The 12428-nt window shown below is 58.7% G+C and carries 8 protein-coding genes and 2 pseudogenes; 6 read left to right on the forward strand and 4 right to left on the reverse strand.

Going from position 1 to position 12428, the window contains the following annotated elements; genetic code table 11:
• The first annotated feature begins 153 nt into the window (after positions 1-153).
• The 4 genes from nifW (at position 154) to ABIA42_RS00865 (ending at position 4209) form a co-directional block, all read left to right on the forward strand.
• Positions 154-495: a nitrogenase stabilizing/protective protein NifW gene (nifW, locus tag ABIA42_RS00850; RefSeq protein WP_011084580.1), complete on the forward strand. Its 342-nt coding sequence runs from the start codon at positions 154-156 to the stop codon at positions 493-495.
• A gap of 950 nt (positions 496-1445) precedes the next feature.
• Positions 1446-2555: an electron transfer flavoprotein subunit alpha/FixB family protein gene (locus tag ABIA42_RS00855; protein WP_014497958.1), complete on the forward strand. Its 1110-nt coding sequence runs from the start codon at positions 1446-1448 to the stop codon at positions 2553-2555.
• An 11-nt stretch (positions 2556-2566) separates the two neighbouring features.
• Entirely contained in the window at positions 2567-3874 is a 1308-nt protein-coding gene (locus ABIA42_RS00860) for an FAD-dependent monooxygenase (protein WP_370115797.1), read from the forward strand.
• Positions 3875-3912: 38 nt separating this feature from the next.
• Positions 3913-4209: a ferredoxin family protein gene (locus ABIA42_RS00865; protein ID WP_011084584.1), complete on the forward strand. Its 297-nt coding sequence runs from the start codon at positions 3913-3915 to the stop codon at positions 4207-4209.
• A 211-nt stretch (positions 4210-4420) separates the two neighbouring features.
• Here the strand turns inward: ABIA42_RS00865 and ABIA42_RS00870 are convergent, their stop codons facing one another.
• A complete protein-coding gene (locus tag ABIA42_RS00870; RefSeq protein ID WP_011084585.1) occupies positions 4421-4969 on the reverse strand; it encodes a carboxymuconolactone decarboxylase family protein in 549 nt (182 codons plus the stop codon).
• A gap of 141 nt (positions 4970-5110) precedes the next feature.
• Between ABIA42_RS00870 and ABIA42_RS00875 the strand changes: the two are divergent.
• Positions 5111-5894, forward strand: a pseudogene (locus tag ABIA42_RS00875) (IS5-like element ISBj2 family transposase).
• Here ABIA42_RS00875 and ABIA42_RS00880 read toward each other — a convergent pair.
• The gene (locus ABIA42_RS00880; RefSeq protein ID WP_370115795.1) at positions 5858-6367 is read right to left on the reverse strand and encodes a peroxiredoxin; all 510 of its coding nucleotides are present in this window, start codon (positions 6365-6367) and stop codon (positions 5858-5860) included. The pseudogene ABIA42_RS00875 and the gene ABIA42_RS00880 overlap by 37 nt on opposite strands.
• A 240-nt stretch (positions 6368-6607) precedes the next feature.
• Here ABIA42_RS00880 and ABIA42_RS00885 point away from each other — a divergent pair.
• Positions 6608-7737 (forward strand): IS3-like element ISRj2 family transposase gene (locus ABIA42_RS00885; protein WP_109866565.1). Its coding sequence is split into 2 segments (ribosomal slippage): positions 6608-6860 and positions 6860-7737, totalling 1131 coding nucleotides; the frame shifts between segments, so codons are not numbered across the junction.
• 1025 nt (positions 7738-8762) lie between these two features.
• Here ABIA42_RS00885 and ABIA42_RS00890 read toward each other — a convergent pair.
• Positions 8763-10080: pseudogene (locus tag ABIA42_RS00890) on the reverse strand (IS256 family transposase).
• Positions 10081-10087: 7 nt separating this feature from the next.
• Positions 10088-11197, reverse strand: a complete 1110-nt coding sequence (modC, locus tag ABIA42_RS00895; protein WP_014497956.1) for a molybdenum ABC transporter ATP-binding protein — start codon at positions 11195-11197, stop codon at positions 10088-10090.
• Between the last annotated feature and the right edge of the window lie 1231 nt (positions 11198-12428).

Here is a 12428-nt window from a genome sequence, read left to right on the forward strand (position 1 = left end):
CTTCAGGTGTCAGTCATGAGAAGTCTTTCCGCGCCGTCACCGAGTTCTCATCAGATTGAGCGCAACCGCAAAACCCGCGGGCGCGTTGTCGTTACTGTTTCGGATCCGCTCAATGTGGGCGCTCACCAGAGCTAAACCGAAGGAGAATATTCGATGATCAGCTCATCCCCAGCAACCGGTATTCTAGATCGACTCGGCAAGGCCTCATCGGCAGAGGAGTTTTTTTCGCTGCTTGGCGTCGAGTACGACCCTAAGATCGTGAATGTCGCGCGCCTTCACATTTTGAAGCGCATGGGACAATACCTCGCACAGGAGAAATTTGCTGGTGCCGCAGAGCCGGAAATCAGAACTCGATGCAAGGCGATGCTGGAACGGGCATATGGAGATTTCGTGGCATCGTCACCGATCGACGAGCGAGTGTTCAAGGTTTTGAAGGATGCCGTCTCAGACTCCAAGAAGGCTGCGGCCTTCGTTCCTTTGAGCGAGTTGAAGTGACCTAGCGTTCCACTGTAAGCGAAGTCTGTCCGGCGGACGCCGAGGCGCTCCGTTAATGCGGCTTTCTATTTATCGCGGCAAGTCTCTTAGTCATGGCCCGGCCAACGGCTGTCGTATTCCCGACCCATGTCCGGATTATTCGTGACCAGGTATCAGCAGCTGTTTGATGTGTGGCGCAAGCCAATACGTCCCACTGACTTCAATCGTCTTTGCAACTGGTACGACACTTGCTGTTGTCCTGCTGATCTGATCATCGATGCCGACAGATGGTGGCGCCCGCGGTGAGTTTGAAGGAGGACCCATGATGCTGCTTACATTGCCTGCCGAGCCCCCCTGCGGCATCATATCGAGGCCTACGATGCCGTCAGGTCTGTTCGCAACGGTCTTTGACGCGGTCGCAGTTTCGTAGTGACGGTGAGATGGTAGTCAATAATAGGTGTCCCCTTCGCGCGGCTCTTGCGGCGGCTATGCACAGTAGCGTCCGCATCAAATCGGCCCCCGATCCCGCTCAAATGTGTCTGCATCTCATCGCAGATAGAAACTGCGCTACGAAAAGTGGTGCCCTCCTCCCACACGGAGTGCCAGCGCTGGAGGCTCGGCACGGTCGCGTGACAGAAGCCTTGCCAGGACCTCCATCGATGGTACCGGCGAGGCGCCGCGAACGGACTAGTCAACTAAGGCATGGAAGTGGCCGGTCAGGATCACCTCGTCCTGGCCGGCCACGGTGGCGCTCGTCGAGCCCGGCACCCAAGGATTCAGTTTGCAAGATCCCTCCAAAGCCGGCCGAATGGGTGCGCCAATTGCGACGACGCGTATTGTGGTGCGACTGGTCCGAGCGCGCAGGCGGGCAGAGCAGCCAGCCACTTGCCGGCCAAAAGTGAACTTCGGTTAACGAAAGCGAAAAAGCAACCCGTGGCGCGGGCGCGCCTATCTCCAGAGGAATTTAGACTATGAGCAAGGTCAGCAAAACGGCGATGCCAGCAGGGGCCGGCCGCGGAGCAGCCAAAAAAGAACTGCCGGAGCACTTCAAGTCGTACAAGCACGTCTGGGTCTTCGTCGAGCTGGAGCGGGGCCAAGTGCATCCCGTTTCCTGGGAGCTCATGGGTGCGGGGCGTGGTCTTGCCGACAGGCTAAAGGTGAATCTTGCCGCTGTCGTTGTCGGTCCGGAGGGGCAGCACACACGCAACGCCGCACTTGAAGCCTTTTGCTACGGCGCCGATCTGGCCTATCTCGTGAGCGACAATGTGTTGTCGGATTACCGCAACGAATCTTATACGAAAGCGCTCACCGAACTCGTCAACACCTACAAGCCCGAGATATTACTGTTGGGTGCCACGACGCTTGGTCGCGATCTCGCAGGTTCCGTGGCGACGAATCTATCGACGGGGCTTACTGCCGACTGCACCACGCTGGACGTGGACGCCGACGGTTCACTTGCGGCGACGCGGCCAACTTTTGGCGGCTCGTTGCTCTGCACAATCTATACCTTGAATTACCGCCCGCAGATGGCCACGGTCCGCCCGCGAGTGATGCCGATGCCTGCACGCGTTATGCGCGATGCCGCTCGTATCGTCGTTCATCCGCTCGGCCTTGTAGAAGACGATATAGTCACGAAAGTATTGTCCTTCCTACCCGACCGCGATGCAGAAACTTCCACTCTGGCCTATGCCGATGTTGTGGTTGCGGGCGGCCTTGGACTGGGATCGCCTGAGAACTTCCGGTTGGTACGCGAGCTCGCAGCTCTGCTTGGGGCTGAATATGGCTGCTCGCGTCCTCTCGTGCAAAAGGGCTGGGTTACGTCTGACCGGCAAATCGGTCAGACAGGCAAAACCATCCGGCCGAAGCTCTATATTGCCGCGGGCATTTCCGGTGCGATCCAGCACCGGGTCGGCGTCGAGGGCGCGGATCTGATCGTCGCCGTTAACACGGACAAAAACGCTCCGATCTTCGACTTCGCCCATCTCGCGATCGTCAGTGATGCTATGCAATTGTTGCCAGCCCTGACGGCTGCATTTCGCGCGCGGCTTCTGCCAGATTCGCGCGCCAGGATCGCGGTCTAGAGGAGATATTGATGATTGAAGAGAGATTCGATGCGATCGTGGTCGGAGCCGGTATGGCCGGCAACGCGGCGGCATTGACGATGGCCAAACAGGGCATGAAGGTGCTGCAGCTCGAGCGGGGCGAATATCCCGGATCGAAAAATGTGCAGGGGGCCATCCTCTATGCCGATATGATGGAAAAGCTGATCCCCGAGTTTCGAGAGGAGGCGCCACTCGAACGCCACCTGATCGAACAGCGGTTCTGGATGATGGACGATCGCTCGCATGTCGGCATGCACTACCGTTCGGAGGACTTCAACGAGCAGAGGCCGAATCGCTATACGATTATACGCGCCCAGTTTGACAAATGGTTTTCTTCAAAGGTGCGGGAAGCTGGCGCGATCGTGCTTTGCGAGACCACCGTCACAGAGCTCGCGCAGGACGATCGTAACAGGGTCGTCGGTGTTCGTACAGATCGCCGTGACGGCGAGATACATGCTGACGTCGTCGTTCTGGCCGAAGGGGTCAATGGCTTGCTCGGCACGCGTGCGGGCCTGCGCGCCCGTCCGGCACCCGATAACGTTGCGCTCGCGGTGAAGGAAATGCACTTCTTGCCCCGTGAAACCATCGAAGCACGCTTCAATCTTAAGGGGGATGAAGGCGTCGTGATAGAGGCTGCCGGTACCATTTCCCGCGGCATGACCGGGATGGGTTTCATCTACGCCAACAATGAGTGCATTTCGCTTGGCATCGGTTGTCTCGTCGCCGACTTCCAACGCACGGGCCAAACGCCGTATGGCCTGCTCGATGAATTCAAAAGGCATCCCTCTGTGGCGCCACTGATAGCAGGGTCCGAAGTAAAGGAATATTCGGCGCATCTCATTCCCGAAGGCGGTTACAAATCGATCCCACAGCTTTATGGGGAGGGCTGGGTCGTCGTGGGCGATGCCGCCCAACTCAACAATGCCGTTCATCGTGAGGGCTCCAATCTCGCGATGACATCGGGCCGTATCGCGGCCGAAGCGATAGGTCTGGTCAAATCGCGCGGCGAACCGATGAGTGCAACAAATCTCTCAATCTACAAAAAGATGTTGGACGATTCTTTCGTCATCAAAGATCTCAAGAAGTACAAGGATTTGCCACCCCTCATGCATACCCACTCCGAAAATTTCTTTCTCACTTATCCGCAGCTTATCTCCAAGGCGATGCAGAACTTTGTGCGCGTCGATGGTACGCCCAAGGTTGAGAAGGAGAAGGCGAGCCTCAAATCCTTTGTCAAGACGCGGTCATGGTCAGGTCTGGTCGGCGATGCTTACCGTTTTGCCAGGGCCTGGCGGTGATCGCGACAGTGTGAAGTCCAACAGTGGAAGGCAAAAGCATGAATGTCGAACCCTCCGTGCGCGTCGAAGACAAGCTGTACTACAACCGTTATCTTGTCGACGCCGGGCACCCTCACGTCAGGGTACGTGCGCACAAGACGCCATCGCCGCAGCTCCTCACACTTTTGAAGGCCTGCCCGGCGCGATGCTACGAGCTCAACGACAACGGCCAGGTCGAAGTTACAGTTGATGGCTGCATTGAATGCGGTACCTGCCGCGTGATCGCCGAGCCGACCGGCGACATCGAATGGAGCCACCCGCGCGGCGGATATGGTGTTCTGTTCAAGTTTGGGTGATGACAGAGCGAAGGGTGGTGCGGCGTTAGCCGACGCAATCTCACTGTATCTGTGGCGCGCTCACTGTCACCTGCATAGCGCCGGGTTGTTTGAGAAGACACCCGTCATCGCAACGCGACGCAAGACGTGACATGCAGATAAGCAGCAAAAGGCTCGTTGTGGCGCCACTGAGTAGCGCCACGATGCCGTCGATCTGATGGCAGAGAAAAGATCAGTCTCCTGCCTGAGGGGAGGCAGGCCCAGCGGCCTCGAGTGCGATCGCCACTGACTGTGTGATCGCAGCAAAGCGCACGGCGGTCTGGATCGTCTCCGAATTGACGCCCGCGGCTCTCAATGTCCTCTCATGGGCATCAATGCAGATACCGCAGCCGTTTATGGAGGAGACAGCAAGCGACCACAGCTCGAAATCGGACTTGTCCACGCCGGGATTGCCAATCACGTCCATGCGCAGCCGCGGCGGCATCGTCTTGTATTCTGGGTTGGAAGCGAGGTGAACGAAGCGGTAGTAGACATTGTTCATTACCACTACGGAGGCCGCAGCTTTCGCTGCGGCGATCGCCACAGATGTCATCACGCCCGAGGCTGCCGATTCCACCGCGGCAATCAGGGCTGAATTGCGGGTGGCAACTGCACTCGCTACCAGCACCCCGTATTTTCGCCGCGGCGAAAGCGTCTCATCGGCCATCAAGGAGGTCAAGTTAATCCTGACATCCTTCGCGAAATCGGGAATCTTGTCGTAGATTTGTTCGATCGGCGACATGCTGCGTCACGCAACCTTCAGTGTTTCCCCGCCGATTTCGCGGTTGCAGGGACAGAGCTCGTCGGTTTGCAGCGCGTCTAGAACGCGGAGTGTGTCCTTAGGGTCTGTACCTAAATAGCGCCACGTGATTCTCTTGCCTACGTGTTGATTCGGGGGCGAGAGAATGCGCGCTGGTTTGTTTTTGGCTGAACGACAGGCAATGGGCGCGTATCGAACCGCATCTGCCGAGGGGACTGACGGGGCCGGATCGGGACGACGACCGACGCATCGTCAGCGGTATCATTCACATGCTGCAATCGGGTGCACGATGGCGTGATTGTCCACGTGAATACGGCCCTTACACGACGATCTACAATCGCTTCAATCGCTGGGCCAAGCGAGGACGATGGTGCGCAATCTTCGAAGCGCTGGCCAAGCCTGGCGAAGACGGCGTCGTACTGTCGCTCGACTCGACCTCGATTAAAGCTCACCGGTGTGCCTCCGGCGGAAAAGGGGGGAGCACAATCAAGCAATCGGCCGCTCGCGCGGAGGCCGCACGACAAAAATCCATGCGCTGAGCGATCCGCTCTGCCGGCCGGTCGTCCTGCATCTGACTCCAGGCCAGGATGCCGATATCGCTGCGGCTCCCGATGTCCTGGCGCTCGCGCCACCCATGAGCGTGCTCCTCGCCGACAAAGGGTATGATGGCGACAAGCTTCGCGGCGCAATCATTCGTCGTGGCGCCAAGCCCGTAATCCCCAATAAATCTAACCGTGTCGTCATCCATCGCTTCAACAAACGCGCCTACAAAGGACGAAATGTCATCGAACGCTGCTTTTGCAGGCTCAAGGACTTCCGGCGCATCGCCACGCGATATGACAAGCTCGCCCGTAATTTTTTGGCCGCTGTTCATCTCGCCGCTCTCGTCGCATATTGGCTCAATTGAGTCTGGACCCTAGGACTGCGGCCCACACTCAGATTGGTCGCATAGACGTGCTGAATCGTGTTTTGGGGGTCAACAATGAAGGTATAACGATAGGCAACCCCTTCGGGTGAACGCACCCCGAGGCCATCGACGAGCGTTCCCTTTGTGTCGGCAAATTGCCAGATTGGTAGATTGTGCAGGTCGACATGTGAGCGCCGCCAAGCAAGCTTGCAGAACTCGTTGTCAGTCGAGCCACCCAGTACAACCGCATCTCGGTCAGCGAATTCCTTGGAAAGCCGAGCAAATTCTGCGATCTCTGTCGGGCAGACGAAGGTAAAGTCCTTTGGGTAAAAGAAGATGATCTTCCATTTCTCCGGAAAGCTCATTTCGGTCAGCGTCTCAAACGCACTCTGCCCTTCCTCTTCCTGCGCTTGAAAACCGGGCTTCACGCCTGTGATGTCGAATGGCGGCAACTGACTTCCAATTCCGAGCATGGTGTCCTCACAAACTTGCTTTTGTAGATCGTGACCTCACTGGTGGAGCAAACCATATGCCACGCATTCTTAGACCTAGAATTGGCGCAACAAGACCAGCCCAGCGGCTTGGATACAGGCGCCTTTGAGCACGAAAGTACACGGGCGCTGGCAGAGCTGGCCCCGCAAATTCGGACAGTAGCTTGAGTGGATTTTCTGCCTGACAGCGGCGAGGATTCTTGCTGCGAATCAGGAGCGAAGATGACGAAGAAGAGCCGCCGGACGCATTCTCCGGCATTCAAGGCGAAGGTTGCTTTGGCTGCGGTCAAAGGAGACAAGACACTGGCGGAGCTGGCGCAACTGTTTGATGTTCATCCGAACCAGATCACGATCTGGAAAAACCAGCTCCTGGAAGGCGCCGCCGGCGTGTTTGGGCATGACAAGACATCGGCCGAGACGCCGGTCGATTTGAAGGCGTTGCATGCCAAGATCGGCGAGCTGGCGTTGGAAAACGATTTTTTGTCCGGCGCGCTCACCAAGGCGGGCCTGCTGAGCGCAAAGCGATGATCGACCGCGGTCATGATCTTTCTATCGTGCGCCAGGCGAAGGTCCTGAAGCTGGCTCGCAGCACGGTCTACTATGAACCTCGGCCAGTTTCGGCCGAGGACCTTGCCTTGATGCGTCGGCTCGATGAGCTGCATCTCGATTATCCCTTCGCGGGAGCGCGTATGCTGCGATCGTTGCTGCGGCGGGAGGGGGTATACGCCGGTCGCCGCCACATCGCGACGCTGATGAAGCGCATGGGGATCGAGGCGGTCTATCGTCGCCCGAACACGAGCAAGCCGGCTCCGGGTCACAAGATCTACCCGTACCTGTTGCGCGGATTGAAGATCGAGCGGCCCGACCATGCGTGGGCAATGGACATCACCTACATTCCGATGCGGCGTGGCTTCGTCTATCTCGCGGCGGTCGTCGATGTGTTCAGCCGACGGGTCCTGGCCCATCGCGTCTCGATCACAATGGAGGCGGCCTTCTGCGTCGAAGCGGTCCAGGAGGCGTTGGCGAAGCACGGCAGGCCCGCGATTTTCAACACGGACCAGGGCAGCCAGTTCACCAGCCTCGAGTTCACCGATGTGCTGCTGGACGCGAAGATCGCCATCAGCATGGATGGCAAGGGCGCCTGGCGCGACAACGTGTTTGTCGAGCGGCTCTGGCGCACGGTCAAATACGAAGAAGTTTATCTCCGCGCCTACGACAGCGTGTCCGAGGCGCGAGCGTCAATTGCCAAGTATCTGGCCTTCTACAATCAGGGACGCCCTCACTCGAGCCTTGACGGGCGCACGCCCGACGAGGCTTACTTCGGCACGCAAGCTATGGTGATGGCCGCATGACCGTCGCCGACGATTTTGTCGTCGCTCTGGTCGGGCTACGCCCTCCCGACGCAACGACAAAATCGTAAAGCCCCGCGTTCAGCATAACCCGGCAGGAATCCACTTAAATCCAGCGGGGCGCTGTCCAAACAACCGGGGCCAGCTCTGGCTACGCGGTTGGCGGGAAGACGGCAGCCAGACCTAAACCGAAGCAATCTCGTCCCCGACCGGTAGGCACTGCACAGCCGGCCTGGCCGGGCTATGGCAGTTTGGCGCTCGCCGCTGGTAACTGCGACGTCGTGCCGTTCAAGGTCCACAATCGGCGCGTTCGCAAGGCATCGAGGCGGCGCAGCAGCGGACGCGGGAGCTAAGGCGGCTTCCGCAAATGGCGAAGGGTTTCGATGGGCGTGCGCCGCCCGGTATCGTTCCGACCAATAGCCGCAGCTGGGGTTGAACGGCGCCGGCCGCAAGGCATGTTTTTCGGAACGTCTGTTAAGTCCGGTACGCCTGGCTATCGTAACGATTCGGCGCGCAGGTCCGGTCAGCTCATTCCCGTTGTTTGGCGAATTTGCTGATCGCAAGGAGATGGGGTCCTGCTGCGAAGCGCCCGGGAGACGGCGGGCGCAGCCTCGGCAACCGTTTTTGTCAAGACCGGATTGTTCTGCTGCCGAACGGTTGGGAAATCGAGATCTGTTCTCCCCTCGCAACGTTCGCTTGCGAGCATAATGTGTGTGCCCCCCTCGAGTGCCGCTGCACCTGTAAGGTGATGCCTTCCTCGCTGCGCGACATCCAAAGCGGAATCGGCAGGTAGCCTCAAGATCGTCTTTGGCAGGTAAAGAACTGCCCGGAGCGCTATTCGAATCTATCTCATCTAGACTATCGATGATGGCCGCGATCTTGCTGGTGTGTTTCTCGCGTCCAGACATAGCCGTCCAAGGTGCTCATGGGGATGTGGCAGGCCTTACAAGCCACCGCTCGGCAGCCCGAGCGGAACGGCGCGCGCGACTTCCGCGAAGAGCTATGCGGGATTTTGGGTGACGAGGCGATCAGGCGGCGTGGTTTTCCGGCACTTGGATGACCTCGATGCCGTTTTCGAATCTGACACCTGCGCTGACCTTCGGCAACTGATTTGTGCCTTTCAGCCGCCGCCAGGTCTTTGATGCGGCGCAGAGCAGCTTGAACACCATCAACTTGGCAGTCGTTGACGATAACGAACCTTTCGTGCGCACCGTTCTGTGCCGGACCGTCGCGAACACGCTTTCGATGGGATTCGTCGTCCGCAAGTGGTCCCAATGCTCGGCGGGGAATTCGTAGAACGCAAGCATTGCGTCGCGATCTTTCGTCAGGCACTCGACCGCCTTGTCGTACTTCGCTCCGTATTTCTCGGCAAAGACATCGATCGCCACTTCGGCCGAAGCTCGGTTGGACGCCAAATAGACCTCGCGCAGATCCTTCTTCATGCTGGCCTGTACCGACACTGCGACTTTGTTCAAGATATTCGCGGTTTTGTGCACCCAGCACCGCTGATGTCGCGTGGCGGGAAAGACCTCGTCGAGCGCCTTCCAGAAGCCGAGCGCGCCGTCACCGACGGCGATTTCCGGGGCGATCTTCAGCCCACGGGTTTTCGCCTCGACGAGCAGTTCGTGCCAGCTCTGCGTGCTCTCGCGCACGCCGACCTGGAAGCCGATGAGTTCCTTCTTGCCTTCCGGCGTCGCGCCGATCAGCACCAGCATGCATTCGCTGTGGTCTTCCATGCGAGCCTGCAGGAAGACGCCGTCCGCCCACACGTATACGTACCGGCGCGCCGACAGATCGCGCTTCTGCCAACGCTCGTACTCGAGCTGCCACTCCGTCGTCAGTCTGGAAACCACCGCCGGAGAAAGATTCGGCGCATCCTTGCCCAGGAGCGCCGCCAGCGCCTCCTGGAAGTCGCCCGTCGAGATGCCTCGCAGGTACAGAACCGGCAAAAGTGCATCCAAGCTCTTCGTGCGCCGTGCCCACAACGGCAGGATCGCCGAGGTGAAGCGGATCCGCTCGCCATCGCTGGTCACCGCGCGATCGCGAATCTTTACCCGGGCGACTTCGACGGCGCCGATCCCCGTCTGGATCGTCCGCACTGGACCATGGCCGTGCCGCACGAGGCGGTCGCGGCCATCGGGAAGCTTCAAGCCCTTCATCGCGGCGAGAAACGCCTCGGCTTCCATCTCGACAGCCTGCGCAAGCAGCTGCCGAGCACCAGATCGCAAAATATTCGTCAGTGGATCGTCGATCTCATCGGGCTGACGCAGTGGGACAATGTTGCTATGCTCGTTCATGGCGTATCGCTCTCCTTGAGGTTCTGGCAGGCTCGACACCCGCCTCGATACGCCGCCTATCTCATTCCGTCATCACCCAGTTTCCCGCATAGCTCTTCCGCGAATACTTCCGCTCCAATACTGAGCCGTAGGGCATCAAAGGAGCGGCGCGTGATGCGCGCCAAAAGCGGCACGCCAGAGTGGCCAGTTTCAAGGGTCAGAACCAAGGTGACCTCAGCATCGCCGTGCGGCAGAGAGGCCGTTATGCGTGCTCGAAATACATTGAGGATAGAGCTTGCGCGCGGAGGTTCGCACGCAATGCTGACGTCGCCGGCAGCGATGCGCAGCCGCAGCCTTGCGCCCGGCCTTAGCGGTACTGCTGGTATCAGAAAGCGCGCGGATTTGAGGCGGAGCTTGACCAGCCCGTAGCGCCCGTCATAACCGCCGACCATAGTATCCAGACAGATTGCCGCTTCACTGCGGCTGGCGAGCGCCGGGTCGCTCTGGGTGACATTGAGCGGACCGGCCGCAGTCACGGTGCCATCTTTCATCATGACGAGATGATCGGCGAGACGTTCGATATCGGTGATGTCATGGCTGATGTAGATCATCGGCAACGCAAGCGATTGCAGGATGCGTTCGAGAAATGGCAGGATCTCGCATTTGGCGGAGCGGTCGCGCACAATGAGTGGATCGTCCAGCAGGAGTAGCCGAGGCTGGCCTAGCAGCGCACTGCCAAGGGCAAGTCGCTGCCGCTCGGTCTTGGAAAGATGTGATGGCGTACGCTCGAGCAGTGGCGCCAAGCCGAGCAATTCGACCACACCATCAAAATCGATCAGTGTCGGTTCCGAGTTTGACGCGTTGTATAAAAGGGTGCGTCGTACCGACAAATGAGAAGAGAGGATCGGTAGCTGAAATACATATGCGACGCGACGCAGATGAGGCGGTCGAAACGTCGTCTCATCTTGCCAAATCTCCCCATCAATCGCACAGAAGCCATTCGGCAGACGCTGCACGCCAGCGATGCAGCGCGCGAGTGTAGTTTTGCCGCACCCAGGCGGACCAAAAATCGCTGTGACGCCTTTGGCCGGTACGCTGAACTGCGTATCAAGCAGAATGCTCGCGAGCGAGCCGTTGAAGGCAACCTCAATATAGCCCTTCTTGGCTTCTTTGGTGAACCCGCCCATGTGCTGTATCTTCCATCTAAGTGAGGAGCCTAGCGGCTGCACTGGAGGTGATCGTTATGCTGCTGGCCATCCAGTCTATTCCGCTCCAGCACGGCGCTGCTGCTCGCAAGAGGGTATAAAGTGGGAGGGAGGCGTGCAGAGCGGTTTCAAGTCCGGAGCCTTGTTGAGCAGCTCCACGCCGGTGGATCGTGGCAATCGGTACGGTGGCCGGCGCGCTTACCTTAAGAGTTAAGCGCCGCCTTTCCAGCAACGCGAGGTCTTTGGTCTGCTTGGCCGGGCCGAGGCCTTCTGGTGAATGTTGAATGGCGCGGCTTGAGAGGTTGGGGGGCAAAGATGCCGGCTCACGCCAAAGCTGAATACTGGCCCGCGGCCGGAAATCGGCATCAATGATCCCACAGCTTCGCGAGCCGATTTGAAGTCTGCCCAGTAGCTGATCGTAGCCTCTGCACTCTCAGGTGCGACCAGCATCAGCGCCAGGTCGATTAACATGAATCGAATAAGTCTCATTGGAACTCCGGCTCCGCCTGAGCCGCTTCCTTCCCGGCAACTGGCTGATACTTACCCAGCAATCCGCGTGCCGTTCGAAGTGATAACTGGGCGGTTAGCGGCAAGGGAGGCGTTTTATCTGTCTCCACTCCGCGTCTTAAATCGCCGCATCCTATTGTAGGACTTTGACGCTCGCGTCTCCAACCGCACATGCAGGGCCGTGAGGCGGCACCCAAGGATCATGCCAAGCCTCTCGCGTTCGAGATCGTGCTTTGGCGAATATGCGGCCGTAGAGCTCGTCAATGATGCACAACTCCATGCCATCCGACTGACGCGCCATCCGATCTACTCGGCGGAGAAGGCCTGTAGACGGTCGCTTGGCGAAAGCGCTGACCGAGATGATATGCGGTGCCCGCGCGCTCAAAGTGCTTGAATCGACCGTAACGTCAGGTTGTAGGCATGGCGAAGCAGAAAACCATATTGGGAGCCAACATGGGCACATAAGTGCTAAACGGCCGATCTCTGTTTGTCGCGGTCTTCGCAATGCGTGTTGCGAGTGGCGGGATAATGATTCGGAGCGCGGCAATCATTGCAGCCGGCCCGCGAGAAGCGAGACTCATGGCTGCCGAGGCATTCCAATCCGGTAAACAGATCACCTCTCGGGGCAAAGAAAAACAGAGAAGCACAGGCGTCTTATGAGGGGTTTGGTCAATCAAGAGCGACGAATGGGCTGGACTTGCAATGC

This window comes from Bradyrhizobium sp. USDA 327 (assembly GCF_041262065.1).
GTDB lineage: Bacteria > Pseudomonadota > Alphaproteobacteria > Rhizobiales > Xanthobacteraceae > Bradyrhizobium > Bradyrhizobium liaoningense.

What these genes read in the sequence shown, in the direction of transcription:
- nifW (WP_011084580.1), top strand. Translation starts at nt 154, where the DNA reads ATGATCAGCTCATCCCCAGCAACCGGTATTCTAGATCGACTCGGCAAG.
- ABIA42_RS00855 (WP_014497958.1), top strand. Translation starts at nt 1,446, where the DNA reads ATGAGCAAGGTCAGCAAAACGGCGATGCCAGCAGGGGCCGGCCGCGGA.
- ABIA42_RS00860 (WP_370115797.1), top strand. Translation starts at nt 2,567, where the DNA reads ATGATTGAAGAGAGATTCGATGCGATCGTGGTCGGAGCCGGTATGGCC.
- ABIA42_RS00865 (WP_011084584.1), top strand. Translation starts at nt 3,913, where the DNA reads ATGAATGTCGAACCCTCCGTGCGCGTCGAAGACAAGCTGTACTACAAC.
- ABIA42_RS00870 (WP_011084585.1), bottom strand. Translation starts at nt 4,969, where the DNA reads ATGTCGCCGATCGAACAAATCTACGACAAGATTCCCGATTTCGCGAAG.
- ABIA42_RS00880 (WP_370115795.1), bottom strand. Translation starts at nt 6,367, where the DNA reads ATGCTCGGAATTGGAAGTCAGTTGCCGCCATTCGACATCACAGGCGTG.
- modC (WP_014497956.1), bottom strand. Translation starts at nt 11,197, where the DNA reads ATGGGCGGGTTCACCAAAGAAGCCAAGAAGGGCTATATTGAGGTTGCC.